This window comes from Streptomyces virginiae (assembly GCF_040638905.1).
In the GTDB taxonomy this organism is placed as follows: domain Bacteria; phylum Actinomycetota; class Actinomycetes; order Streptomycetales; family Streptomycetaceae; genus Streptomyces; species Streptomyces virginiae_B.
Genome location: NZ_JBEZYV010000035.1, coordinates 1 through 26109, shown reverse-complemented (window position 1 = coordinate 26109; position 26109 = coordinate 1). Strand labels below are relative to the sequence as shown.

The following is a 26109-nucleotide window of genomic DNA, read 5'->3' as shown; positions in this document are numbered from 1 at the left end:
TGCTCCACCACCCCCAGGAGTAAATGTCGACTCATTCACAAGTCGTCTTACCTCCTCGGACGTGACCAGGACACTTATCGATAGGTCAGCGTGGCACCATGCCGACGGTTGGCGACTCTATGGCGTGTCACCACTCAGCGGCAACACAATCCGCCGGACCCGGCACGATGTGTCGGCAACCGAACACCACTCTGTCAAGGGCGTGCGAGCTGTCGCTGCGAAGTTTCGCGGGTGCGCGAAAGGGTTAAAGGGTTACCTTCGAGGCGAGTTGAGGGGGATCTCGGGGCCCTTCGCAAACGCGTCCGGCCGGACCTTGCGGGCAAGGTCCGGCCGGATACGTGAGATTGACGTCAGTCGTTGACGTGTCAGCCGAGCAGCGTGCTGAGCTCGAGGGTCTCGAGGCCGTGGGCCTCGGCGACCGGACCGTAAACGACCTGGCCGTCATGGGTGTTGAGGCCCAGCGCGAGCGCGGGGTCACGACGCAGCGCCTCGACCCAGCCGAGGTTGGCGAGCTGCACGATGTAGGGCAGCGTGGCGTTGGTCAGCGCGTAGGTGGAGGTGTTCGGCACCGCGCCCGGCATGTTGGCGACGCAGTAGAAGACCGAGTTGTGGACCTGGAAGGTCGGCTCGGCGTGGGTGGTCGGACGGGAGTCCTCGAAGCAGCCGCCCTGGTCGATCGCAATGTCGACAAGTACACTTCCGGGCTTCATCTTGGCGACGAGCTCGTTGGTGACCAGCTTCGGGGCCTTCGCACCCGGGATCAGGACGGCGCCGATGACGAGGTCGGCCTCGACGACGGCCTTCTCCAGCTCGTAGGCGTTGGAGACGATCGTCTTGATCTTCGTACCGAAGATCTTGTCGGCCTCGCGGAGCTTGTTGATGTCGCGGTCGAGCAGGGTCACGTGGAAGCCCATGCCGATGGCGATCTGCGCGGCGTTCCAGCCGGAGACGCCGCCGCCGATGACGACGCACTCGCCGGCGTGGGTGCCGGGGACACCGCCCGGGAGGACGCCGCGGCCGCCGGCCGATCGCATCAGGTGGTAGGCGCCGACCTGCGGGGCCAGGCGGCCCGCGACCTCGGACATCGGGGCGAGCAGCGGAAGCGCGCGGTTGGCGAGCTCGACCGTCTCGTAGGCGATGGCGGTGGTGCCGGACTCCAGCAGGGCGTCCGTGCACTCGCGGGAGGCCGCCAGGTGCAGGTACGTGAAGAGGGTCTGGTCCTTGCGGAGGCGGTGGTACTCCTCCGCGATCGGCTCCTTGACCTTGAGCAGCAGGTCGGCGGTGGCCCAGACCTCGTCGGCGGTGCCGAGGATCTCGGCGCCGGCCGAGACGTACTCGGCGTCCGTGATCGAGGAGCCGACGCCGGCGTTCTGCTCGATGAAGACCTGGTGGCCGCCTCGGACCAGCTCATGCACGCCGGCGGGCGTGATGGCGACCCGGAACTCGTTGTTCTTGACCTCGCGGGGGATGCCGACCTTCATCGTCGATCACGGTCCTTGACTCAGGGGGAAATAACGGGGCACTTCCATACATACCCGCCCACAAGAGTGCGCAACGGGATGCACCACGAGATGACGTGGTGAACCCAGTTTAATGAAGGATGAGTCGCTGTCTAGCCTTGCAAACGAATAATCTTAGTCGGATCCACTGCGGATTTCGCAGGCTGCGGGGTCGTCTCCCAGCAATCTGTCTGCCGCGGAGCGGTGCAGTCGCGCGGCCGCGGGGTCCCCGAGACGGTCCAGCGTGTCGGCCAGCCGGACCTGCAGCGCGGCCTGAAGCCGCTGGTCGCCGGCCCTGCGCGCCAGCTCCACCGCCTCGCGGCAGGTGTGCAGGGATTCCTCGGGCCGGCCGGCGTACTCCTGGATCCGGGCCATCTCGCTCAACGCCTTTGCCTGCCCCGGGACATCGGCCAGTTTCCGGTAGCCCGCGGCGGCGGCCCGCCAGCTGCGCAGCGCGTCCCCGTACCGGCCCGCGTACGTGTGGACATTGCCGAGCCGTCCGTACAGCCGGGCCTCGTCCGCGCGCTCCCCCCGCGAGAGGGCCTGGGCGAGTGCCCGGCCGAACCAGTCGGCGGCCCGGTGCCAGTCCGCCAGCTCCTGGTAGGCACCGCCTACGGATTCCATCGCGCGGCCCGTCGCGTACGGGTCGCTCGCGGCCCTTCCGGCGTCCAGGGCGGCCCGGTAGCGCTCCAGGGCCTCCTGGGTGCGGCCGGTCTCGGCGTCCAGGTCGGCCAGGTTCAGCAGCGCGGCGGCCTGCTCCCGGTGCAGGTCGCGGCGCTCGGCCACGTCGAGGACCAGGCGGTGCAGCCCGTAGAGCTCGGGGGCGGCCTCGGTGGTGCCCCGGTGGTCCGCGAGGGCCCGTACGAGGGCCGCGACGAGCCGGCGGGCGAGGGTGTCCAGCTCGCCGTCGGCCACCGCCAGGGAGGCGGCCGCGGTGAGGGCCGGCAGCCGGGTGTCCAGCCAGACGGCGGCCGCCCGCCGGTCGGGGAACCGCAGGGCGCGCGGGAGGCCGTCCATCAGCTCCTGGAGGTCGGTGTCGAGATCGTCGCCCTCGGCGGCCGCCATGGCCCGGCAGGAGTGCAGCAGCCGTACGGTCCGCTCCAGCATCCGGGCGCGGGCCAGCTGTACCTCGGCGGGGCGCTCCGTGCTCTTCAGCAGGGCCTGGAGCATCGGCGCGAGGCAGCCGGGCAGCAGGAACAGGCCGTCGGGGGCGTGCCGGACCAGTCCCAGCCCGGCGAAGTCGTCGAGCGTGGACTGGGCGGCGGCCACGGAGCAGCCGGCCAGCGCGGAGGCGGTGTGCGAGTCGACGAGGCCGGCGGGGGCCAGCGGGAGCAGGCGCAGCGTCCGCTGGGCGGGCTGCGGCAGGCAGTCGTAGACGAGCCGGAAGGCGCGGCCGAGCGGCCCGCCGGCGCCGGAAGGCGTGTCGTGGAGCTGTTTGGCCACGTCGGCGACGGCGGCCTTGGGACGGGCGGCGAGCCAGCCCCCGACGAGTTCGAGGGCCGCGGGCTGGCCCCCGCAGGCCTCGGCCAGGGTCTCTGCGGCCCGCGGGTCGGTGGCGACGCGGGTGTCGCCGATGCGGCGGGCGAGCATCCCGACGGCGGAGGCGGTGTCCAGTCCGCCGAGGGTGCAGGGGCGCACGTCGGGGATGCCGGTGAGCGGGCCCTCGGCGGTGACCACGACGAGGCAGTCGGGGGTGTCCGGGAGCAGGGCGTCGACCTGGTGCGGATCGGCGGCGTCGTCGATCAGGATGATCGCCCGCCGGCCCTGGAGCGCGGTGCGCAGGGCGGAGCTGAGTTCGTCCTCGTCGGCGCCGGGCGGGGTGGGCCGTCCCAGCGCCCCCAGCAGGCCGCGCAGGGCCCGCTCGGTCGCCACGGTCTGCCCGCCGGGGGCGGTGAGCCGGGTCCGCAGCACGCCGTCGGGGTACTGGTCGGCGACCTCCCGCACGAACGCCTCGGCGAGGGCGGTGCGGCCGGATCCCGGGCGTCCGGCGACGAGCAGCACCCGTGCCCGGGGGGCCTTGGCCTTGCGGCCGGAGAGGGTGTCGAGCCCGGTCCGCGCGATGTCCTCGCGCAGCTCCTTGAGCTCACGCCGCCGCCCGACGAAATCCGTCACGGATCCGCTCCTCTCCCTGCCTTCGGATGGCGAGCGTAGTTCACGCAGAGCGACGGCCCGTGTGGAGCGCGGCGGGTAAATCCCCCGATCGGATCAGCGGATGGTCGGCTTTTCCCTGTACCGATGGCGAGGCTCCTCCTGCCGTGCCGCAGGCGGGGTTGTCCTCGCCTGTCCGGTGGACAGGATCACCCGCCGTCCGCGGCGCGAGCGGAGGCTGGCCGCTGCACGGGGCCGTCCCCCACCAGCGCTTCAAACCGTTCCCCGGGGCTCTGCCCCGGACCCCGCGCCGCATTCGCCGGCGGGGCTGGAAGACCCGGGCGCGCCCAGACCCCGCGCCTCAGACACCGGCGGGACGGGAAGACCCGGGCCCCGACCCCGACCCGCGCCTCAGACACCGGCAGGGCTGGAAGATCCAGCACCGCCGTTGGCGCGTCCTGTGGGCTACGCCTCGTACGGGCGGGCCGGCCACGGGGCCAGGGCCGGGCGGAGGGCTTCGATGCCGCCCTCGGAGGCCAGGGCGGCGGTCAGGGCGAGGACGCCCGTCACCAGCCCCGGATTGCCGAGCTCGCCCGCGAGGATCCCACGGACCAGGTCGCCGAGGGGAACACGGGCGATCTCCATGTCCGCCTCCTCGTCGGAGACCGCGTACCGCTCCCCCTCCGCCTCCGAGAGGTCACGGGCGAGGAAGACCCGTACCGCCTCGTCCGACCCGCCCGGGGAGGTGAAGAAGTCGGCGAGGACACGCCAGTCCTCCGCCTTGACGTGCGCCTCCTCGTAGAGCTCCCGCTGCGCCGCGTGCAGCGGGTTCTCCCCCGCCACGTCCAGCAGCCCGGCCGGCAGCTCCCACAGCCGGTGCCGCACCGGGTGCCGGAACTGCCGCAGGACCAGCACGCGCTGCTGCTCGTCGAGGGCCAGCACGCACACCGAGCCGGGGTGCACCTGGTAGTCCCGGCGCACCACCGAGCGGTCGGGCATCCGGACCTGGTCCGATTTGACGGACGTCTTCGCGCCCTCGAACGGGGTGCGTGAGGCGATGACCTCCCACGACTCCGGTGTGTCCACGATGTCGTTGCCGATGGCCATGGCCGATACCTTCCCGAGAACGCGACAGCCGGGGCACGATGCGTGCCCCGGCTGTCTACGTTATGCGGTCAGGCGCTCACTTCGCGGACTGCTGCCGTTCCACGGCCGCCTTGACCAGACCCGCGAACAGCGGGTGCGGGCGCGTCGGGCGCGAGCGCAGCTCCGGGTGGGCCTGCGTGGCCACCAGGTAGGGGTGGACCTCGCGCGGGTACTCGACGTACTCGACGAGCTTGTTGTCCGGGGAGGTGCCGGAGAAGACGATGCCCGCCTTCTTCTCCAGCTCGCCGCGGTAGGCGTTGTTGACCTCGTAGCGGTGGCGGTGGCGCTCGTCGACGTACGCCTGGTCGCCGTAGACCTCGCGCACGATGGAACCCTCGGCGAGCTTCGCCGGGTACATGCCCAGGCGCATGGTGCCACCCAGGTCGCCCGCGCCCTCGACGAAGGCCAGCTGCTCCTCCATGGTCGAGATGACCGGGTGCGTGGTGGAGGCGTCGAACTCGGTGGAGTTGGCGTCCTCGATGCCCGCGAGGTTGCGCGCGGCCTCGATGACCACGCACTGCAGGCCCAGGCAGAGGCCGAGCAGCGGGATCTTGTTCTCACGGGCGTAGGTGATCGCGCCGACCTTGCCGTTCACACCGCGGTCGCCGAAGCCGCCGGGCACGCAGATCGCGTCCACGTCGGACAGCTGGGCCGCGGCGTCGGCCGGGGTCTTGCAGTCGTCGGAGGTGACCCACTTGATCTGGACGCGGGCCTTGTTGGCGAAGCCGCCGGCGCGCAGCGCCTCGGTCACCGACAGGTAGGCGTCGGGCAGGTCGATGTACTTGCCGACGAGCGCGACCTTGACCTCGTGGTCGGGGTTGTGGACCCGGTCCAGGAGGTCCTCCCAGACGGTCCAGTCGACGTCGCGGAAGGGCAGGTCGAGCTTGCGCACGACGTACGCGTCCAGGCCCTCGGTGTGCAGGACCTTGGGGATGTCGTAGATCGACTTGGCGTCGATGGCCGCGACCACGGCCGCCTCGTCCACGTCGCACATCAGCGAGATCTTGCGCTTGATCGAGACGGGGACGTCGCGGTCGGCGCGCAGCACGATGGCGTCGGGCTGGATGCCGATGTTGCGCAGGGCCGCGACGGAGTGCTGGGTCGGCTTGGTCTTCAGCTCGCCGGAGGGGCCGATGTAGGGCAGCAGCGAGATGTGCACGACGAAGACGTTGTCGCGGCCGACCTCGTGGCGGACCTGGCGGACGGTCTCCAGGAACGGCAGCGACTCGATGTCGCCGACGGTGCCGCCGACCTCGGTGATGACGACGTCGACGTCCTCGGTCGCCATGCGGCGGATGCGGTGCTTGATCTCGTTGGTGATGTGCGGGATGACCTGCACGGTGTCACCGAGGTACTCGCCGCGCCGCTCCTTGGCGATGACCGTGTTGTAGACCTGGCCGGTGGTGACGTTGGCCGAGCCGTCGAGGTCGACGTCGAGGAAGCGCTCGTAGTGGCCGATGTCCAGGTCGGTCTCGGCGCCGTCGTTGGTGACGAACACCTCGCCGTGCTGGAACGGGTTCATCGTGCCCGGGTCGACGTTCAGGTACGGGTCGAGCTTCTGCATCGTGACCCGCAGACCGCGCGCCTTCAGGAGCGCACCCAGGCTGGAGGCCGTCAGGCCCTTGCCGAGGGAGGAAGCGACACCCCCGGTGACGAAGATGTGCTTGGTCGTCATGGATTTGGGCGGCATCGCCAAGAGGGGGCTCCCGTGGTCGCGAGGTGAGGTGCGTCCGGCGCCGGCCACCGTCGATCCGGAAGGGTCTCAGGGGGCGCCGAAGCTGCGGTTTCGGGGTTCCTGATTCGCACAGGCAGACCACCGGTCCACGGGGTACCAGCCTATCAGCGCCCGGGCCGGTCCGCCTCCGGCCACGCGCCGTCCACGGCTCGTAGCAGAGCGCCGATGTGCGCCGGGGCGCGGAACCCGATGCTCACCCGTTCGGCCCAACGTCATTCCCCGCGGCCTGGAAAAGATCACTAGGGTGCCGTCATATCCTGCTCGGATATTGCACACATCACCGCCGGGCAGTCCGTCAGACGGCCTAATCGAGCCGATATACGGAATCATGGGCTCACGCGGAGGTCCCTGCACACAGGAGACCGCCCAAACGCAATGCAAGCGCCCTTCGGGGCGGACGTGGCCGTTCGACTGGAGATGCACGTGTCCGGGCGCATCGAGGATTACGCACTGATCGGGGACATGCAGACCGCGGCACTGGTCTGCCGGGACGGGGCGGTGGACTGGCTGTGCCTGCCCCGCTTCGACTCCCATGCCGTGTTCGCGAGCATCCTCGGCACCGAGGATCACGGCTTCTGGCGGATCGGGCCGGCGTTCCCGGCCGGCTCCGAGGCGCCGCCCGCCACCCGCCGCCGCTACCGCGGCGACTCGCTGGTGCTGGAGTCCGAGTGGGACACCCCGCGGGGCAACGTCCGCGTCATCGACTTCATGCCGCCGCGCGAGCACCACGCGCCGCAGCTGATCCGCATCGTGGAGGGCGTCAGCGGGCGCGTCCCCATGCGCTCCAGCCTGCGCATGCGCTTCAGCTACGGGCGTGTGGTGCCGTGGGTGCACAAGGTCGACGGGCGTACCGTCGCCGTCGCCGGCCCGGACTCGGTCTGGCTGGACACCGACGCGCAGACGTACGGCAAGGACCTGACGACGTACTCCGACTTCACCGTCGGGCCGGGCGACCGGATCGCCTTCAGCATCAGCTGGCAGCCCTCGCACCGCGGCGCGCCCGAGGCTCCCGACGCCGAGGCGGCCCTGGAGTCGGCCACCGAGTTCTGGCGCGAGTGGGTCGAGCAGTGCACGTACCACGGGCCCTACCGGGAGGCCGTGGTCCGCTCCCTGATCACGCTCAAGGCCCTCACGTACGGCCCCACGGGCGGGATCGTCGCCGCGCCGACCACGTCCCTCCCGGAGGAGATCGGCGGGGTCCGCAACTGGGACTACCGCTACACCTGGCTGCGCGACGCGGCCATCACCCTCTCCTCGCTGCTGCGCACCGGCTACCGCGAGGAGGCCCGCGCGTGGCGCGAGTGGCTGCTGCGCGCGGTGGCCGGCGACCCGGAGAACCTGCAGATCATGTACGGGATCGCGGGCGAACGTGAGCTCGGCGAGACCGAGCTGGACTGGCTGCCCGGCTACGAGGGCTCCCGCCCGGTGCGTGTCGGCAACGGCGCCGCCGGCCAGCTCCAGCTCGACGTGTACGGCGAGGTCACCGAGGCCCTGCACCTGGGCCACATGACCGGTCTGGCCCGCAGCGACTACGCCTCCCTGCTCCAGCTCAAGCTGATCCGCTACCTGGAGACGCACTGGTCCGAGCCGGACGAGGGCATCTGGGAGGTGCGGGGCCCGCGCCGGCACTTCGTGCACTCCAAGGTGATGGCCTGGGTGGCCGTGGACCGCACGATCAAGCTGATCGAGAGCGGGGACGCGGACGGCCCGCTGGAGCGCTGGCGGGAACTGCGCGACGAGATCCACCAGGACGTGTGCGAGAAGGGCTACGACAAGGAGCGCAACACCTTCACCCAGTCGTACGGGTCGAAGGAGCTGGACGCCTCCCTGCTGCTGATCCCGCAGATGGGCTTCCTTCCTCCGGACGACAAGCGGGTCATCGGCACGATCGAGGCGATCCAGCGGGAGCTGTCCACCCCCGACGGTTTTATCCTGCGCTACCCGACGGCGGGCGAGGAGGCCGGTGTCGACGGCCTGGAGGGCGACGAGGGAGCCTTCCTCGCCTGCTCGTTCTGGATGGCGGACGACCTGGCGATGATCGGCCGGGTGGACGAGGCGCGGCGGCTGTTCGAGCGGCTGCTGGCACTGCGCAACGACCTGGGCCTGCTGGCGGAGGAGTGGGATCCGCGGCTCCAGCGGCAGGTGGGGAACTTCCCGCAGGCGTTCAGCCACGTTCCGCTGATCGACACGGCGCTGCGGCTGACCGCGAGCGGGGCGTACGGCGGCTGAGGCCGCTCCTGCCTCCGGGACTTCCGGGCGGGTCGGGGCGGGTGGGGGCACGGCGCTCACCGCGCCCGGGTCGGGGCGCGGCGCTCGCCGCGCCCCGGTGATCCTCCGGGCCTAGGCTGGAAGGGTCTTATGCCCTCCGTCCGTTGGAAGGGGGCAGCCATGGCTCCCCTCTCGAAGGCGGGCGCGGCCCTGACCGCGCTCCGCGAGGATCTGTCCGGTGAGGTGTTCGCCCCGGAGGATCCGGGCTACGACGAGGCCCGGACCGTCTTCAACGCGATGATCGACCGCAGGCCCGCCGTGATCGCCCAGTGCGAGAGCGCGGAGGACGTGGTCACCGCCGTGCGCTTCGCGAGGGAGCTGGACCTGCACATCGCCGTGCGCGGCGGCGGTCACAGCGTCGCCGGGATGGCCCTCAATGACGGGGGCGTCGTGGTGGACCTGCGGCGGATGCACGAGGTGACGGTCCACCCGGCGGCCGGGGCCGCGCACGTCGAGGGCGGCGCCACGATGAGCCACCTGGACCGCGCCTGCCAGCCGTACGGTCTCGCGACCACCGGCGGCCGGGCTTCCACCACCGGGGTCGGCGGCTTCGTCCTGGGCGGCGGCACCGGCTGGCTGGACCGCAGGTTCGGCCTGGCCGTCGACAACCTGCTGGGCGTGGACCTGGTCACCGCCGAGGGCGAGCTGGTGCACGCCACCTCGGAGGACCACCCCGAGCTGTTCTGGGGGCTGCACGGCGGCGGCGGGAACTTCGGTGTCGCCACCTCACTGACGCTGCGTCTGCACGAACTGCCGCACATGTCGATCGCGTTCGTGCTGTACCTGCCCGAACGCGGGCCCGAGGTGGTCCGCGCCTACCGGGACCTGATCGAGGCCGCACCGCCGGAGGCTTCCGGCGCCGCGCTCTACATCACCGGGCCGCCCGAGGAGTTCGTGCCGCCGCACCTGGTGGGCCGGCTCTTGGCCGGAGTGCTGCTGACGTACGCGGGCCCGGAGGACGAGATGCGCAAGCTGGCGCAGCCGCTGCTGGCGATCCCCCACGAGTCCGAGATCGTCACCGCCATCCCGTACGCCGACCTCCAGTGCATGATCGACGACCCGCCGGGCATGCGGAACTACTGGTCGGCGGAGTACCTCACCGGCCTGCCCGACGAGTTCGTCGACGTCTTCTGCGCCCGTGCCGACTCGATGCCGGTCCCGACCGGCACCCAGCACCTGGTCTTCCCGCAGGGCGGCGCCATCGCCTCCGGCCCCGACGACTATCCGGTGCCGTACCGCGGCGCGCCCTGGGCGGTGCACCCGTTCGGGGTGTGGGAGGACCCGGCCGACGACGAGAGGTGCCGGCAGTGGGTCAAGGACGTCCGGTCCGACTCCGAGCCCTGGAGCACCGGAGCGGTGTACCTGAACTTCACCGGGAACGAGGGCACGGACCGGGTGGTCTCGGGTCTGGGCAGCGAGAACATGCAGCGGCTGGGCGCCCTGAAGCGGCAGTACGACCCGGACAACGTCTTCCGCTTCAACCACAACATCCGCCCGGCCTGACCCCCTGATAGCGTCCCGCGACATGGACAACCAGGGCGGGATCACGGTTCAGCGGGCGCTGGAGCTGCCGGGGCTGCGCAGCGGCCTGCCGGAAGTCGTGGCGTGCGCCGACCGCCTGGGCCGCACCGTCCGCTGGGTGCACGCGGGCGAGGTGCCGAACATCGCCTCCCTGCTCAAGGGCGGCGAGCTGCTGCTGACCACGGGGCTCGGCCTCGGCACCCGCCCCGCCGAGCAGCGGGCCTTCGTACGCCGCCTCGCGGACCGGGGCATCGCCGCGCTGGTCGTCGAGCTGGGACCGCGCTTCACCCGGCTGCCCGCGACGCTCGTGGAGACGGCGCGCGCGGCAGGACTGCCCCTTGTCCAGCTCCACCGGGAGGTCCCCTTCGTCGCGGTCACCGAAGAGGTCCACACCGAGATCGTCAACGGCCACTACGCCCTGCTCCAGCGGGCCGAGGAGGTGCACCGGCGCTGTACGGAGGCCCTGTTGGGCGGCGGGGGCATCCCGCAGGTGCTGCGCATCCTGGCCGACTTCACGGGGAACCCGGTCTTCCTGGAGACCCCGGACGGGCAGTTGCTGTACGCGGCCGCCAGCTCGGCCGGGGACCCGGGCGCGGACCCGCTCCAGGTGTGGGAGGGGCTGCGCGGCCAGCGCGAGGCCGAACCGTCCGCGAACACGGTGGTGATCGACGTACCGGGCGGCGGCCACGGCACGGGCTCGGTGCGGGCCCGCGTGGTCCTGGTCGGGGTCTCGGGCCCGCTGCTCCCGGTGCACCGGATGGCGGCGGAGCGTACGGCCGGGGTACTGGCCGTGGTCCTCATGCAGGCGCGGCAGGAGGAGGAACTGGCGGCGCGCGGCCGCGGCGACTTCCTCACGGACCTCGCGGAAGGCCGCATCTCGGCGGAGGACGCGCCGGCGCAGGCCCGGGTGCTGGGCTTCAAGCCGGGCGCCGGCCCGCTGCTGCCGGTGGTCATGCGGCTGTCGGACCTCGGCCCGTCCGGCAACTGGGCCGTCCTGGCCCGGGCGGTCCTGGAGGAGCTGTCGTCCGTCGGGGTCCCGGTGCTGCTGGGCGTCCGCCCGGTCGAGGGCCGGGTGCCGCTGCTGGTGTCGCTGCGGGCGGAGTCGGAGCGCACGGCGGTCGCCGACCGGGTCGCGGCGGCGCTGCGGGCCGGGGTCGAACGCGCCGGCCTGGACCGGGCCACCGCTCCGCCGGCCGTCGTCGTCGGCGTCGCGGGCGGCTGGGCGGCCGCCTCGGCGGGTCTTCGGCACGCGGCGGAGACGGCGACGGCGGCCCACGGCCTGCCGGCCCGCCCCTGGTACGACGCCCGCCGCCTCGACATCGACCTGCTGCTGTGGCGGCTCCGCGAACACCCCGACCTGGCCGCCTTCGTCGACCGGGCGATCGGTCCACTGCGGGCGCACGACGGGACTTCGCGGCCGCCGCTGCTGCCGACGCTGGAGACGTACCTGGCCCATGCGGGCCGCAAGGCGGAGACGGCCCGTGAGCTGCACCTGAACCGGCAGACCCTCTACAACCGGCTGGCACGCATCTCGGAGCTGCTGGGCACGGACCTGGACGACCCGGAGACGGTCCTCTCCCTCAGCCTCGCCCTCCGCGCCCGCCGCCACGCCACCCCTTCTTGACGCGTCCCTCGCACCACTCGGCGCAGGGGCGCCTCGCGGGCTCCGGCCCGCTGCGCCGGACACGCTCCGCCGACCGCATCCCCCCTCGCCCGGCGACGGCCCCGCCACTCCCGCCGACGCGTCAGGCGGGCCCGGGGGCAGGCCCCGCCACTTCAGCCCCGCCGGCGTTTGAGGCGCGGGGCCCGGGGCGGAGCCCCGCAGCGGCGCCGCGCCCGGCCACGGTCCTGGCGGGGCCCTGCGGGGCTGGTCCCCTACCCGCCCTTCCACCGTTCCCCGGGCTCTGCCCGCACCCGCGCCTCAGACGCCGGCGAGGCTGAAACGCCCGGCCCCGCCTGCGCGCAGGGCGCCGACGGGCAGGCTGCGGCCGTGGCGCCGGGCGGCGCCGCAGGCGAAGGGCTAGCGGCGGCGGCGTTCCGTCAGTTCGTCGTAGACGGAAAGGACCTGCGCCACCGTGTCGTCCTCCGACGGCCACGTCGCGGCCTGTATGCGCCCGGCGGCGGCCAGGTCGGCCCGGCGGGCCGGATCGGCCAGGAGGCCGGCCACGGCCGAGGCGAGGGCGTGCGCCTCCCCCGGCGGGACGAGCACCGCGCCCTCCCCCACCAGCTCCGGCACACCGCCCACCGCCGTGGCGACCAGCGGCACGCCCGCCCGCAGTGCCTGCTGCGCCAGCAGGGCCCGCGCCTCCCAGCGGCTCGGCAGCACCGCCAGGTCCGCCGCTGCCAGCAGCTGCTCCGCGTCCCGCCGGCGCCCGAGCAGCCGGACCGGGAGCCCCTCCGCCTCGATCCGCCGGGCCAGTTCGGCCCGCAGCGGCCCCTCCCCCGCGATCACCAGCAGCGGTGCGGGTTCCAGGGCCCGCCACTCCCGCGCGGCGTCGAGCAGGACCGAGTACCCGCGGTGCGCCGCCAGGCTGCCGACCGCGATGAGCAACGGCCGTTCCACGACCCCGAGTTCCGCCCTCAGCTTGCCTGCGTCCGACGCCCCTTCCGGGGCGGCGGGGACCGCCACGGGGGCCAGCCGCGCGTCCCGGGCACCCCGCTGCCGCGCGAGGTCCACGAGGTCCGAGGAGGCTCCGAGCACCACGGCGGCGGCCCGCGCCACGCGCCGTTCCAGTATCCGGCTCAGCCGCCCCAGCGTGCCGGGCGCCGTCGGGCCGTCGCCGTGCCAGCTCACCACCAGCGGCACCCGGCGGCCGCGTATGGCCAGCGCGGCCCGCAGCCCGGCCCGCACCCCGTGCGCGTGTACGACGTCCGCCCCGGCGCACGCCGCCCGCAGCACGCTCACCGCGTCGGGCGCGAACTCCGCCCCGGCGCCGGTGAAGTCGTACTCCCCCTCCGCCCGCACGGGCGCGCACACCGTGACCCGCACCCCGCGCGCGGCGAGCCCGGTGGCGAGCGATCGGACGTGCGCGCAACTGCCCGCGCCCGCACCGTCGCCGAGCACTTGGACGGTGCGCAGCGGCTGGCGCCCGTAGGGCTGGGCCGCGACGGGGGTGGAGACCGGGGAGCTGCTCACGGGCCGAAGCTCCAGGGGGAGGAGTCAGAGATGTCGCCAAGGATGCCAGTCCGTACGCGCGTTCCGGGACCATATGGGTGCGGATCCTGTGCGGGATACGGCCGGACACCCCCCAGCCTCACCCACACGGCTTAAGTGGAATCCGGAGAGTGACGCGCCGATCGGTGCGTTTCGGGTCCGAATCAGTCGTTCGCGGACAAGCGGAGGGCCCCGAACGTCATGCGTTCCGGGCCCTCCGAGTGGTGTGCGGGTTCACGCGTCGGCGCGCGCCGCCGCCAGCAGTTCCTCGGCGTGCGCCCGCGCGGAGACGGAGTCCTCGTGCCCCGCGAGCATGCGCGAGAGTTCGCGGATGCGGTCCTCGCCCTCCAGGACGGTGACACCGCTGCGGGTGACCGAGCCGTCGTTGGTCTTCTCCACCAGCAGCTGCCGGTCGGCGAAGGCCGCGACCTGCGGCAGGTGGGTGACGACGACGACCTGCGCCGACTTGGCGAGCTTCGCCAGGCGCCGGCCGATCTCGACCGCCGCCTTGCCGCCGACTCCCGCGTCGACCTCGTCGAAGAGGTAGGTGGGCACCGGGTCGGTGCCGGCGAAGACGACCTCCACCGCGAGCATCACCCGGGAGAGCTCACCGCCGGAGGCGCCCTTGGCGATCGGCCGCGGCTGGGCCCCAGGATGGGGTGCCAGCAGCAGTTCGACCTCGTCGGCGCCGGAGGGTCCGTAGGCGACCGGGCGGCCGTCCACGTCCACTCCTTCGGGGTCCTCCGCCTGGCGGATGTCGATCGTCACCCGGGCGTGCGGCATCGCCAGCGACGCCAGCTCCTGCGTCACCGCGGAGGCGAAGCGCGTCGCCGCCTCGACCCGGGCGTCGGTCAGCGCCTGCGCCAGCAGCGACAGTTCGGAGCGCAGTCCGTCGCGCTCGGCGGTCAGCTCGGTGATCCGCTCGTCGTCGCCGTCCAGTTCCAGCAGCCGGGCCGCGCCCTGTTCGGCCCACTCCAGCACGGCGTCCACGGTGCCCCCGGAGCCGTACTTGCGGGTCAGCTGCGTGAGGGCGGCCCGGCGCTCCTCCACCGCGGCCAGCCGCAGCGGATCGGCGTCGAGGTCGTCGGCGTAGCCCGCCAGTTCCCCGGCGACGTCGGACAGCAGGATGCCGAGCTCCCCGATCCGCTCGGCGAGCGCCCCGAGAGCCGGGTCGTGCGAGCGTACGGATTCCAGTGCCCGGTGGGCTCCGGCGACGAGCATGTTCGCGTCGATCGCCTCGGGGTCCTCGGGGTTGCCCGCGAGCGCGGCGTGCGCCGCCTGGGCCGCCGAGGCCAGCGCTTCGGCATGACCGAGCCGCTCCGCCTCGGCCGCCAGCTCGGCGTCCTCGCCGGCCACCGGCTCCACGGCCGCGATCTCGTCCAGCCCGAAGCGGAGCAGATCCGCCTCCTGGGCCCGCTCCCGGGCCCGGGTGGTGATCTCGTCGAGTTCCACGGCGACCGCGCGCAGCCTGCGGTAGGCCGAGACGTACTTCTCCAGCGGCACGGCGACGGCGTCCCCGGCGTACCGGTCGAGCGCCTGCCGCTGCCGGGCCGGCCGCAGCAGGCCCTGCTGGTCGGTCTGTCCGTGGACGGCGACCAGGTCGTCGGCCAGTTCGCCGAGCAGGCCGACGGGCACGGAGCGGCCGCCGACGTGGGCGCGCGAACGCCCCTCGGCGGACACGGTCCGGCTGATCAGCAGGGCGCCGTCGTCGAGCTCGGCGCCGGCCTCCTCGGCGCGTACCGCGGCGGGGGCGTCCGGGCGCATGACGATGCGGCCCTCGACCACCGCCGCCTTGGCCCCGATCCGCACCAGGGCCGGGTCGGCGCGACCGCCGAGCAGCAGCCCGAGGCTGGTGACGACCATCGTCTTGCCCGCGCCGGTCTCGCCGGTCACCGCGGTGAAACCGGGCGACAGCTCGACCACCGCGTCGTCGATGACCCCGAGCGACCGTATCCGCATCTCCTCAAGCACGGGACGACGATACCGAGGTTTCCGCGGTGCCATGTGACGTCACCCGTCCCGAGTTCTCCGAACGCGTGTGCTATTAATGCTCTGGCGGCGGGCCCGGAACGACAACACCGTTGATCGCAGGCGGCCTTGCGGGCGGCGAGGTCCCGTGGACGCCCGCCGCCTGCCGCGTTCTCCGGTGAGGTACGTCCGTCAGTGGGGCGCGCCGCGCCAGCCCGACACCGGCAGGGCGAACTTCGCGACGAGCCGGTCCGTGAAGGACGCGTGGTGCAGCCGGGCGAGCCGCACGGGCACAGCACCCCGCCGGACCTCCACGCGGGCCCCGGCGGGCAGCTCCAGCATGCGCCGGCCGTCGCACCACAGGACGCCGTGCGGGGTGCCGTTCTGCACCTCCACCGCCAGCACCGAGTTCGGCGAGGTCACCAGCGGCTTCGCGAACAGCGCGTGCGCGCTGATCGGCACCATCAGCAGCGCCTCCACCTCCGGCCAGACCACCGGCCCGCCCGCGGAGAAGGCGTAGGCCGTCGAGCCCGTCGGAGTCGCGCAGACGATGCCGTCACAGCCGAAGCCGGTCACGGGGCGCCCGTCGATCTCCAGGACCACCTCCAGCATCCGCTCCGGGGACACCTTCTGGACCGCGGCCTCGTTCAGCGCCCAGTCCCGGTGGACGACGTCGCCGTTCGTGCGCACGATCACATCGAGGGTCATCCGCTCCTCGACCTCGTACGAGCGCGTCACGACCCGGTCCACGACCTTGTCCAGGTCGTCCCGCTCGGCCTCGGCGAGGAAGCCGACCCGGCCCAGGTTGACGCCGAGCATCGGCACGCCCGAGGCGCGCGCGAACTCGGCGCCCCGCAGCAGGGTCCCGTCACCGCCCAGCACCACCAGCAGCTCGCACCCGTCGAGCACCCCCGGCGTGGACTCGGTGACGAGCTCCACCTCCGGCGGCAGCGGCAGGTCCACCGCCTCGTGGTCGAAGACCCGTACGCCCAGCCCGCAGCGCAGCAGCCCCTTGACGACCAGCTCGGCGCTGCGGATGGCCGCCGGCCGCCCGGTGTGCGCGAGCAGGAATACGGTCCGTTCCCCCGAAGAATCTTTCACTGCGGCCCCTCCGCCACTGCACGGTCAACATCCGCCGGGTCGAGCGCCGGTGCCCCCGCCCTCAGCCACAGAAAGTACTCGACGTTCCCGGACGGCCCCGGCAGCGGACTGGCGGTCACTCCGAGGACCCCCAGTCCCAGGGCCGCGGCGTGGGCCGCGACCTCGCGCACGGCCTCCGCCCGCAGCTCCGGGCTGCGCACGACGCCGCCGCTGCCCAGCCGGTCCTTGCCCACCTCGAACTGCGGCTTGACCATCAGCACCAGGTCGGCGTCCGGCGCCGTGCACCGCACCAGGGCGGGCAGCACCAGGCCGATGGAGATGAAGGAGAGGTCGCCGACGACGATGTCCACCGGGACGCCGTCGATCTGCTCGACCGTCAGCTCGCGCACGTTCGTGCGGTCCTTCACGGTGACCCGGTCATCGCTCTGCAGCGACCAGGCGAGCTGCCCGTAGCCGACGTCGACCGCCATGACGTGGGCCGCGCCCGCGCGCAGCAGCACGTCGGTGAAGCCGCCGGTGGACGCTCCCGCGTCCAGCGCCCGGCGGCCCTCGACCCGCAGCCCCTGCGGCTGGAAGGCCGCGAGGGCGCCCGCGAGCTTGTGTCCGCCGCGGGAGACGTAGTCGGGGTCGGCGTCGTCCTTGAGGACCACGAGGGCCGCGCTGGTCTCGACCTGGGTGGCGGCCTTGGTCGCGGTCGCGCCGCCCACGGTCACCCGGCCCGCGGCGATCAGCTGCGCGGCGTGCTCGCGCGAGCGGGCCATGCTGCGGCGTACCAGTTCGGCGTCCAGGCGGCGGCGTGCCACTCCTGCCACGTTCGGTTCAGCTCCTGTTTTCGTACGGTCCGGGGACGGGCGGTGCGTCCAGCGCCGTCAGCGCCTCACGCAGCCCCCGGTGGACATCCTCGTACACCTCGACGTGTCCGTCCGCCCCGAGGCGGTCCGCGTCCTCCAGCCGCTCCAGGTGCGCGTCCACCCCGGCGTGGCCCGTGGGGGTGCGTACGACGCCCAGCGGCGCGGGCCCCGCGGGCCCGTCGGCGGCGTCGGCCCGGACCCCGGCGTCGGCCCCGGCCTCGGACGCGGGCTCGTTCCGGGCCTCCGCACGGGTCTCGGCTGCTTCGTCGCTCATGCCACGACGCTACCCCGAAGCGCCCCCGCGGCGACGCGCGGCTCTGCGGTACGGTCGTGATCACGATGGCTACGATCCAGGAGTGCCGTGCAGCACTCGACCGACTCTCCGACAACCTCGCGCGGGCCGAGGACGGTGTGCGCGGCGCGGCCGCGTTCGACCGCTCCCTCAGCTGCCACATCACGGACCTGGACCAGACGTTCACGGGCCGCCTCGAAGGAGGCCGGATCCGGGTGGACGCGGTCGCTCCGGGCCCGCCGGCCCAGAAGGCCGAGATCCGCCTCGCGATGACCGGCGACGACCTGCTCGCGCTGGTCGCGGGCGAGCTGAAGTTCGCGAAGGCCTGGGCCTCCGGCCGGGTCAGGCTGGAGGCCGGCATCCGCGACCTGCTGAGGCTGAAGAGCCTGCTCTGACGCCCGCCCGTGCCGTGCCCGCCGGGCTAGCCGGCGGGCACGGCGGCCGTACGGGCCTTGCGCGCCGCAGGGATCACGAGCGGCGTCCCCGTCTCCGGGTCGTCGATGATCTGGCAGCGCAGCCCGAACACCTTCTCCACGAGCTCCGCGGTGACCACCTCCTGCGGCGCCCCCTCGGCGATGACCTTCCCGCCCCGCATGGCGATCAGGTGCGTGGCGTAGCGGGCGGCGTGATTGAGGTCGTGCAGCACGGCGACGAGCGTGCGGTCCCGGGTCTCGTGCAGTTCGGCGCACAGGTCCAGCACGTCGATCTGGTGCTGGATGTCCAGGTACGTCGTCGGCTCGTCGAGCAGCAGCAGCGGCGTCTGCTGGGCCAGGGCCATCGCGATCCACACGCGCTGCCGCTGCCCGCCCGACAGCTCGTCCACGGCCCGGTCGGCGAGCTCGGCGACCCCGGTCGAGGCCATCGACTCCTTGACGATCCGCTCGTCCTCGGCCGACCACTGCCGCAGCAGCCCCTGGTGCGGGTACCGGCCGCGCGAGACGAGGTCGGCCACCGTGATGCCGTCGGGCGCGATCGAGGACTGCGGGAGCAGGCCCAGCGTCTTGGCGACCTTCTTCGCGGGCATGGACCCGATGGCCTGCCCGTCCAGCAGCACCCGTCCCCCGGACGGCTTCAGCATCCGCGACAGGGCCCGCAGCAGCGTGGACTTGCCGCAGGCGTTGGGGCCGACGATCACCGTGAAGGAGTTGTCGGGGATCTCCACCGACAGGTTCTCGGCGATGACCCGCTGGTCGTAGCCGAGGGTCACGTTCTCCGCGGTCAACCGCTGCACTTGCGCACTCCTGAGGTTCATATACGTCCTGCCTTGCGCTCGGTGACGAGCAGCCAGAGCAGATAGACACCGCCGACCAGCCCGGTCACCACGCCCACCGGCAGCTGGTCCGCGCCGAAGGCCCGCTGCGAGGCCCAGTCCGAGAGCAGCAGCACCACCGAGCCCATGAGGGCGCCGGACAGCAGGTTGGCGCCGGGCGAGCGGGTCAGCCGCCGCGCCAGCTGCGGCGCGGCCAGCGCGACGAAGCTGATCGGCCCGGCCGCGGCGCTCGCCGCCGTGGTGAGCAGGATGGCGGCCAGCATCAGCAGCAGCCGGGTGCGCTCCACCGGTACCCCCACCGCGTACGCGGCGTCGTCGCCCATCTCGATCATCCGCAGGGCCCGGCTCTGCCCCAGCACCAGCGGGAAGAGCACCGCGCAGGTCACCATCAGCGGCCACACCTGTGCCCAGTCCCGGCCGGCCAGCGAGCCGGTCAGCCAGACCATCGCCCGTGAGGCCTCCACCAGCTGGGCCTTGGTGATCAGGTACTGGATGACGGCCACCAGCATCGCGGAGGCGCCGATGCCCACCAGGACCAGCCGGTAGCCGTGGATGCCCCGCTTGTACGCCAGCAGGTAGACGGCGGTGCCGGCCAGCAGGCCGCCGAGCAGCGCGCCGACGGCGACCTCGGTCGCCGAGCCGTTCAGCAGGATGATGACGACGAGGGCGCCGACCGCGGACCCGTACGAGAAGCCGAGCAGGTCGGGCGAGCCGAGCGGGTTGCGGGTCACCGACTGGAAGACGGCTCCGGCCATCCCGAGGGCGGCGCCGACCAGCAGGGCGACCAGCACCCGGGGCAGCCGCAGGTCGTTGACGATGAAGTCGTTGGCGGGGGTGCCGTTGCCGAGCAGGGTCTGTACGACGTCCCACGGCGCGATGTCGAAGTCACCGGTACCGATGAGCAGGACGGCCATGGCGAAGGCGGCGAGGACGAGCAGGACGCCCACGGCCAGGGCGCGCCGCTCGATCCGCAGCGACACCCCGCCCGGCAGCCGCACGGGACGGGCTTTGGCGGTCACGGTCACAGCTGGGCCATCCTCTTGCGCCGGACGAGGTAGATGAACACGGGCCCGCCGATGAGCGCGGTGACGATGCCGACCTGCAGCTCGGCCGGCCGGGTGACGACCCTGCCGACTACGTCCGCGCCGAGCAGCAGGACGGGCGACAGGACGGCCGAATACGCGAGCACCCAGCGCATGTCCGGTCCCGTGAACACGCGCACGAGGTGCGGGATCATCAGGCCGATGAAGACGATGGGCCCGCAGGCGGCGGTCGCCGCACCGCAGAGCAGGGTGATGGCGAGCATCGCGCCGACCCGGGTCCGCGTCAGGTTCGCGCCCAGCGCCCGGGCCGTGTCGTCGCCCATGGCCATCGCGTTGAGCGGCCGGCCGAGCGTCAGCGCTAGCACCGCGCCGACCAGCAGGAACGGGGCGACCTGCCGGACGGTGTCCATGTTGGCCGAGGCCAGCGAGCCCACCGTCCAGAAGCGCAGCTTGTCCAGCGCCTTGCTGTCCATCAGCTGCACTGCGTTGATGTAGCCGACGAGGGCCGCGCTGGCCGCCGTACCGGCGAGCGCGAGGCGCACCGGCGTGGCGCTGCGGCTGCCGCCGAGCACGTACACGACGACCGAGACGACGGCGGCACCGAGGAAGGCCCACCACACGAACTCGCTCAGCGAGCTCGCGCCGAAGAAGCTGATCGCGGAGACCACGGCCGCCGCGGCGCCGGCGTTGACACCGAGGATGCCGGGCTCGGCCAGCGGGTTGCGGGCCAGCGCCTGCATCACCGCCCCGGACAGGCCGAGTCCGAGCCCGACCATCAGCCCGAGGAGGGTGCGCGGGACCCGGAGGTCCCGCACGACCACGTCCGAGGTGGTCCCCGAGTAGTGGAAGAGGCCGTGCCAGACCTCGTCCAGGGGCATCTGCTTGGCGCCCACGGCGATGCTCACCACCGCGATCAGGGCGAGCACCACGAGGGCGCCGGCCAGGCCGGCGGCACGCGCGGCATGGCGTGGGCGGGCGACGGCGTCGGGCGGTGGCGCCGCGCTCGGTCCGGATTCAGGAGGACTCTCAACCAACACGCAGGTTAGGTTAGCCTAGCCTGCGCCCCCGACGGACCCCGGAGGTCCCCGGGGGCATCCGGCGCAGGCGGCCCTAAAGACCCAGCCTGGCCAGCGCCTTCGCCGGATCCAGCGTGCACGCACCCTCCGCGGCCGCCGTCCAGGCCGCCGCGCACAGCGCCCGCAGACCGTCCATCGGGTCCCGGTCCGACCCGCCCCCGGTGCCCCCCGCGGCCCCCTCGCCGCCCTCGCCGCCCTCGCCGTCCTCGCTCAGTTCGAGCACACCGTTGTTCAACGCGACCGCCGTCCACCCGCCGCAGCGGAACCCCTCCGCGGCCGGCACCACCTCCGGCTGCCCGGACAGCAGCCCGCGCAGGTCCCGGTCCACGTAGGTCGGCCGGTGCCGGGGCTCGGCACGCAGCAGCTGCTCCGCGTCGGTCACCCCGGTCAGCACCAGCAGCGAGTCCACCTCCCCGTTGAAGGCGCCCTCGATGTCGGTGTCCAGCCGGTCCCCGACGACCAGCGGCCGCTTCGCCCCGGTCCGCAGCACCGTCTCCCGGTGCATCGGCGGCAGCGGCTTGCCCGCCACCTGCGGGTCCGCGCCCGTGGCGATCCGTACGACCTCCACCGCGGCCCCGTTGCCCGGCGCGATGCCCCGCGCCCCGGGGATCGTCAGGTCGGTGTTCGACGCGTACCACGGCACGCCCCGGTTGATCGCGTACGCGGCCTCCGCGAACCGGCCCCATGCCAGGTCCGGCCCGCCGTAGCCCTGCACGACGGCCGCGAGGCCCTCCTCGTCGGCGGACTCGACCGGCACGAGCCCGCGTTCGCGCAGCGCGACCCGCAGCCCCTCCCCGCCGATCACCAGCACCTTGGACCCCGGCTCCACCTGCTCCGCGATCAGCCGGGCCACCGCCTGCGCCGAGGTGATCACCTCGGCCGCCTCCGTCGGGATGCCCAGTTCGCCCAGATGCTCGGCGACGGCCTCGGGGGTCCGCAGCGCGTTGTTCGTGACGTACGCGAGGTGCATGCCGTCGGCACGGGCCGCCGCGAGGGACTCCACGGCGTGGCCGATGGCCCGCCCGCCCGCGTACACCACCCCGTCCAGGTCCAGGAGAGCGGTGTCGTACGCCTGGTGCAGACTCTGGTCACACGCCGCGGGACTGGTCCTGATCTGCCGGGTCATTCTGGCCGCTCCCTCTGTGATCGATCTTGTCCGATTCCCTACTGCCCCGATCATCCCGCATGGCGAGACGCGACTTACCATGCACCAATGACCATTTCTGGCACCGCGGAGCACGGACTGCGCCTGATCCCGTTCCATGGCCTGCGCTACGTCCCCGAGCGTGTCGGCAGCCTGGCCGCCGTCACCTCGCCGCCGTACGACGTGGTCGTGCGTCCCGACGGAGTCGACCACCTCGAATCCGCCGACCCGCACAACATCGTCCGCCTGATCCTCCCCCAGGCCGGCACCCCGGCCGCGCGCAACGAACAGGCCGCACGCACCCTGCGGGACTGGCTCGCCGAGGGCATCCTGTCCGCCGACCCGGAGCCCGCGCTGTACGTGTACGAGCAGCGCAGGGCGGGCCTGCTCCAGCGCGGCGTCATCGGCGCCCTGGCCCTGTCCACCGCCGACGCGGGCATCGTCCTCCCCCACGAGGACGTCATGCCGGACGTGGTGACCGACCGGGCGGGCCTGATGCGGGCCACCTCCGCCAACCTCGAACCCCTCCTCCTCACCTACCGCGGCGACGACCCCGGCGCGGGTGCGGCGGCGGTCGTCGAGCGGACCGCCCAGCGCGCCCCCCTGCTGTCGACCACCACCGAGGACGGCTTCCAGCACCGGCTCTGGGCCATCACCGACCCGGCCGAACTCGCCACCGTCACGGCGGACCTCAGCCACCGCCAGGCCCTCATCGCCGACGGCCACCACCGCTGGGCGACGTACCTGCGTCTGCAGGAGGAGCACGGCTCACCCACCGCGTGGGACTTCGGCCTGGTGCTCCTCGTGGACACCGCCCGCTACCCGCTCCAGGTCCGCGCCATCCACCGGATGCTGCGCCGCCTCCCGGTCGCCGACGCGCTGGCGGCCGTCGCCGGTCACTTCCGGGTCCGCCCCGTCGACGGGCCCCTTCCGCTGGCCCTGGACGCCCTCTCGGACGCGGCGGAACGCGGCAACGCCTTCCTCCTCGCCGGCGACGGCACCTTCCACCTGGTCACCGATCCCGACCTGGCCCTCCTCGACCGCACGGTCCGCCACGACCGCCCCGAGGCCTGGCGCCGGCTGGACGCCACCGTGCTGCACGCGACGCTGCTCGACGCGCTCTGGCGCGTCCCGGACGCCCCGGACCAGATCACGTACATCCACGACGCAGCGTCCACCGTGGAGATGGCCGAACGCCACGGGGGGACCGCCGTCCTGCTGCACCCCGTGCGCGAGGAGGTCGTACGCGACCTCGCCCGCCAGGGGGTCACCATGCCGCGGAAGTCCACGTCCTTCGGACCGAAGCCGGCCACCGGCCTGGTCCTGCGCGGACTGGGCTGAACCCTCCGGGCCCACTGGCCCCGACCCCGGACACGAAGAAGGGCGGTACCCCGACCGGGGTACCGCCCTTCTTCTTCAGTCCGACTTCTTCAGTCCGACGTCACTGCGACGTGGCTCAGGCCTTGTCGCCCCGGACATCGGAGTCGGCCGCGGACTGCTCCAGCGGCTCGTACTCCTCGTCGTCCTCGTCGTAGTACTCGGCGACGTCGGTGGCGCGCTCGGCCGCGGCGATCTCCGCCGCGTCCTCGTCGTCGTCCTCGTCGTCCTCGTCGTCGACGAGGTTCTCGGTCCCGTCCTGGTCCTCGTCGTCGGCCGCGTCGATCGCGGCGTCGACGAACTCGACGCCGTCGAGCTCGGCGAGACGGTCCGAGGCGTCGGTGGCCCCGTCCTTGTCCGCTTCGAGGGCCTTGCCGAACCACTCGCGGGCCTCGTCCTCACGACCGGCCGCCAGCAGGGCGTCGGCGTAGGCGTACCGCAGGCGCGCGGTCCACGGCTGGACGGCGTTGGACGCCAGCTCGGGGCTCTGCAGGGTCACGATGGCGGCTTCGAGCTGCCCCTGGTCCCGTCGGGCACCGGCCGCGACCAGTCGCATCTCGACCTGGCCGGCCTTGTCGAGCTTCTGCACCTCGGGCTCACCGGCCATGGCCAGCGCACGCTCGGGGCGGCCGAGGCCGCGCTCGCAATCGGCCATGACGGGCCACAGTTCGACCGAGCCGGTCATGCGCTTGGCGGCACGGAACTCGGCGAGGGCCTCGCTGTACTTCTGCGTGGCGTAGGCGGCGAAGCCGGCGGCCTCACGGACGGCGGCCACGCGGGAGGCCAGACGCAGGGCGATGCGCGAGTACGCGTACGCCTGCTCGGGGTCCTCGTCGATCAGCCGGGCGACCATGACGAGGTTCTTGGAGACCTCTTCGGCCAGGCCCTTGGGCAGGCTCAGCAGCTCCTGACGCACGTCGGCGTCGATCTCCAGGCCGGTGACGTCCTCGTCGATCGGCAGCCGCTTGACCGGGTCACGGTCGCGGTCCGAACGGTAACCGCGGTCGCCGCCACGGTCATCCCGACCACGGTAGCCACCGCGATCGTCGCGGCCGCCACGGAAGCCTCCTCGGTCGCCACCCCGGTCGTCGCGACGGGGGTACGAGGGACGGTCGCCGCCACGGTCGTCACGACGCGGGTAGGACGGACGGTCGCCGCCGCGGTCGTCACGGCCGCCACGGAACCCACCGCGCTCGTCATCGCGACGGGGGTACGAGGGACGCTCGCCGCGGTCGTCGCGACGCGGGAAGCTGGGACGGTCGCCGCCACGGTCGTCACGACGCGGGTAGGACGGACGGTCACCGCCGCGGTCGTCACGGCGGAAGGCGGGACGGTCACCACCACGGTCGTCGCGACGGGGGTAGGAGGGACGGTCACCGCCGCGGTCGTCGCGGCCGCCACGGAACCCACCGCGCTCGTCATCGCGACGCGGGTACGAAGGACGCTCGCCCCGGTCGTCGCGACGGGGGTAGGAGGGACGGTCGCCGCCACGGTCGTCACGACGGGGGTAGGACGGACGGTCGCCGCCACGGTCGTCGCGGCCGCCACGGAACCCACCGCGCTCGTCATCGCGACGCGGGTACGAGGGACGCTCACCCCGGTCGTCACGACGCGGGTAGGAGGGACGGTCGCCCCGGTCGTCGCGACGGGGGTAGGAGGGACGGTCGCCGCCACGGTCGTCACGACGGGGGTAGGACGGACGGTCGCCGCCACGGTCGTCGCGGCCGCCACGGAACCCACCGCGCTCGTCATCGCGACGCGGGTACGAGGGACGCTCACCCCGGTCGTCACGACGCGGGAAGCTGGGACGGTCGCCGCCACGGTCGTCACGACGCGGGTAGGACGGACGGTCACCGCCACGGTCGTCGCGGCCGCCACGGAACCCACCGCGCTCGTCATCGCGACGCGGGTACGAAGGACGCTCACCCCGGTCGTCACGACGCGGGAAGCTGGGACGGTCGCCGCCACGGTCGTCACGACGCGGGTAGGACGGTCGGTCACCGCCACGGTCGTCACGACGCGGGTAGGAGGGACGGTCACCGCCGCGGTCGTCACGACGCGGGTACGACGGACGGTCGCCACCACGGTCGTCACGACGGTCGTCACGGCGGAAACCGCCGCCACCACCAGCGCCGGAGGGACGCCCACCACGGTCGTCGCGACGGTAGCCACCGCCGCCACTACCGCTACTGCTACCGCCGGCCGGCCTGCCGCCACGATCGTCGCGACGGAACGGGGGACGGTCGCCGCCACGGTCGTCACGGCCCCCGCGGTAGCCGCCCCTGTCACCGCCGTCGTTGCGCCGAGGCTCGCGCTCCGGACGATCGTCGGGAGAGTTGGACATGGGTGTGACTCCTGTCTTCGGGGTACCGCTAGTCATTCTCGCGCAACCAACCCATGGCCGCGCTTCGGCGTAAAGAGGTGAAAAACAAAAAGGACCCTTGGTCCAGCGTTGAACGCTGGACCAAGGGTCCTTTGAAAGATTGTTCGGCGGCGTCCTACTCTCCCACAGGGTCCCCCCTGCAGTACCATCGGCGCTGAAAGGCTTAGCTTCCGGGTTCGGAATGTAACCGGGC

The 26109-nt window shown here is 73.0% G+C and carries 19 protein-coding genes, 1 rRNA gene and 1 pseudogene; 5 read left to right on the top strand and 16 right to left on the bottom strand.

The window, feature by feature from the left end; all coding sequences use genetic code 11:
• Positions 1 to 365 precede the first annotated feature (365 nt).
• From ald to AB0F82_RS31810, 4 genes are all read right to left on the bottom strand, one after another.
• Positions 366 to 1481 carry an alanine dehydrogenase gene (gene ald, locus AB0F82_RS31825; protein ID WP_266598142.1) on the bottom strand — a complete coding sequence of 372 codons (1116 nt, stop codon included), beginning with the start codon at positions 1479 to 1481 and terminating at the stop codon, positions 366 to 368.
• A 153-nt stretch (positions 1482 to 1634) separates the two neighbouring features.
• Positions 1635 to 3611 carry a tetratricopeptide repeat protein gene (locus AB0F82_RS31820; protein ID WP_436842210.1) on the bottom strand — a complete coding sequence of 659 codons (1977 nt, stop codon included), beginning with the start codon at positions 3609 to 3611 and terminating at the stop codon, positions 1635 to 1637.
• A gap of 441 nt (positions 3612 to 4052) precedes the next feature.
• Positions 4053 to 4694, bottom strand: a complete 642-nt coding sequence (locus tag AB0F82_RS31815; protein ID WP_362633720.1) for an NUDIX hydrolase — start codon at positions 4692 to 4694, stop codon at positions 4053 to 4055.
• Between the two features lie 76 nt (positions 4695 to 4770).
• Positions 4771 to 6423: a CTP synthase gene (locus tag AB0F82_RS31810; protein WP_356815074.1), complete on the bottom strand. Its 1653-nt coding sequence runs from the start codon at positions 6421 to 6423 to the stop codon at positions 4771 to 4773.
• A 444-nt stretch (positions 6424 to 6867) separates the two neighbouring features.
• Here AB0F82_RS31810 and AB0F82_RS31805 point away from each other — a divergent pair, with 444 nt between their 5' ends.
• From AB0F82_RS31805 to AB0F82_RS31795, 3 genes are all read left to right on the top strand, one after another.
• Entirely contained in the window at positions 6868 to 8697 is a 1830-nt protein-coding gene (locus AB0F82_RS31805) for a glycoside hydrolase family 15 protein (protein ID WP_356815078.1), read from the top strand.
• A 159-nt stretch (positions 8698 to 8856) separates the two neighbouring features.
• The gene (locus AB0F82_RS31800) at positions 8857 to 10239 is read left to right on the top strand and encodes an FAD-binding oxidoreductase (protein WP_356815073.1); all 1383 of its coding nucleotides are present in this window, start codon (positions 8857 to 8859) and stop codon (positions 10237 to 10239) included.
• A 22-nt stretch (positions 10240 to 10261) separates the two neighbouring features.
• Positions 10262 to 11881, top strand: coding sequence for a PucR family transcriptional regulator (locus AB0F82_RS31795; RefSeq protein WP_362633715.1), 1620 nt, complete (start codon positions 10262 to 10264; stop codon positions 11879 to 11881).
• Positions 11882 to 12277: 396 nt separating this feature from the next.
• On the opposite strand, the gene AB0F82_RS31790 is transcribed toward AB0F82_RS31795, so the two are convergent.
• The 5 genes from AB0F82_RS31790 to AB0F82_RS31770 form a co-directional block, all read right to left on the bottom strand.
• A complete protein-coding gene (locus tag AB0F82_RS31790) occupies positions 12278 to 13393 on the bottom strand; it encodes a glycosyltransferase family 4 protein (RefSeq protein WP_362633713.1) in 1116 nt (371 codons plus the stop codon).
• A 252-nt stretch (positions 13394 to 13645) separates the two neighbouring features.
• A complete protein-coding gene (recN, locus tag AB0F82_RS31785) occupies positions 13646 to 15370 on the bottom strand; it encodes a DNA repair protein RecN (protein ID WP_356815077.1) in 1725 nt (574 codons plus the stop codon).
• A gap of 201 nt (positions 15371 to 15571) precedes the next feature.
• Positions 15572 to 16480: an NAD kinase gene (locus AB0F82_RS31780; protein WP_356815070.1), complete on the bottom strand. Its 909-nt coding sequence runs from the start codon at positions 16478 to 16480 to the stop codon at positions 15572 to 15574.
• Positions 16477 to 17292 carry a TlyA family RNA methyltransferase gene (locus tag AB0F82_RS31775; RefSeq protein WP_356815069.1) on the bottom strand — a complete coding sequence of 272 codons (816 nt, stop codon included), beginning with the start codon at positions 17290 to 17292 and terminating at the stop codon, positions 16477 to 16479. Before AB0F82_RS31775 ends, AB0F82_RS31780 begins: the two co-directional genes overlap by 4 nt.
• Before the next feature lie 7 nt (positions 17293 to 17299).
• Positions 17300 to 17605 (bottom strand): hypothetical protein, encoded by a 306-nt coding sequence (locus tag AB0F82_RS31770; protein WP_362633709.1) that lies wholly within the window; start codon positions 17603 to 17605, stop codon positions 17300 to 17302.
• Positions 17606 to 17670: 65 nt separating this feature from the next.
• Between AB0F82_RS31770 and AB0F82_RS31765 the strand changes: the two genes are divergently transcribed.
• The gene (locus AB0F82_RS31765) at positions 17671 to 18018 is read left to right on the top strand and encodes an SCP2 sterol-binding domain-containing protein (RefSeq protein WP_356815067.1); all 348 of its coding nucleotides are present in this window, start codon (positions 17671 to 17673) and stop codon (positions 18016 to 18018) included.
• A 26-nt stretch (positions 18019 to 18044) separates the two neighbouring features.
• Here AB0F82_RS31765 and AB0F82_RS31760 read toward each other — a convergent pair whose 3' ends face one another.
• From AB0F82_RS31760 to AB0F82_RS31745, 4 genes are all read right to left on the bottom strand, one after another.
• A complete protein-coding gene (locus AB0F82_RS31760) occupies positions 18045 to 18875 on the bottom strand; it encodes an ABC transporter ATP-binding protein (RefSeq protein WP_362633706.1) in 831 nt (276 codons plus the stop codon).
• Positions 18872 to 19918 carry a FecCD family ABC transporter permease gene (locus AB0F82_RS31755; protein WP_362633703.1) on the bottom strand — a complete coding sequence of 349 codons (1047 nt, stop codon included), beginning with the start codon at positions 19916 to 19918 and terminating at the stop codon, positions 18872 to 18874. Before AB0F82_RS31755 ends, AB0F82_RS31760 begins: the two co-directional genes overlap by 4 nt.
• Positions 19915 to 20973: a FecCD family ABC transporter permease gene (locus AB0F82_RS31750; protein WP_356815064.1), complete on the bottom strand. Its 1059-nt coding sequence runs from the start codon at positions 20971 to 20973 to the stop codon at positions 19915 to 19917. Before AB0F82_RS31750 ends, AB0F82_RS31755 begins: the two co-directional genes overlap by 4 nt.
• A 73-nt stretch (positions 20974 to 21046) precedes the next feature.
• The gene (locus tag AB0F82_RS31745) at positions 21047 to 22138 is read right to left on the bottom strand and encodes an HAD-IIA family hydrolase (protein WP_362633700.1); all 1092 of its coding nucleotides are present in this window, start codon (positions 22136 to 22138) and stop codon (positions 21047 to 21049) included.
• 87 nt (positions 22139 to 22225) lie between these two features.
• Between AB0F82_RS31745 and AB0F82_RS31740 the strand changes: the two genes are divergently transcribed.
• On the top strand, positions 22226 to 23497 hold the full coding sequence (locus AB0F82_RS31740) for a DUF1015 domain-containing protein (RefSeq protein WP_356815062.1): 1272 nt from the start codon (positions 22226 to 22228) through the stop codon (positions 23495 to 23497).
• A 115-nt stretch (positions 23498 to 23612) separates the two neighbouring features.
• On the opposite strand, the gene AB0F82_RS31735 is transcribed toward AB0F82_RS31740, so the two are convergent.
• From AB0F82_RS31735 to rrf, 3 genes and pseudogenes are all read right to left on the bottom strand, one after another.
• Complete coding sequence (locus AB0F82_RS31735) at positions 23613 to 24449, bottom strand: hypothetical protein (RefSeq protein ID WP_362633796.1); 837 nt, start codon at positions 24447 to 24449, stop codon at positions 23613 to 23615.
• Between the two features lie 96 nt (positions 24450 to 24545).
• Positions 24546 to 25796: pseudogene (locus tag AB0F82_RS38770) on the bottom strand (hypothetical protein); the annotation flags it as partial.
• Positions 25797 to 26018: 222 nt separating this feature from the next.
• Positions 26019 to 26109, bottom strand: a 5S ribosomal RNA gene (rrf, locus tag AB0F82_RS31725); the annotation flags it as partial.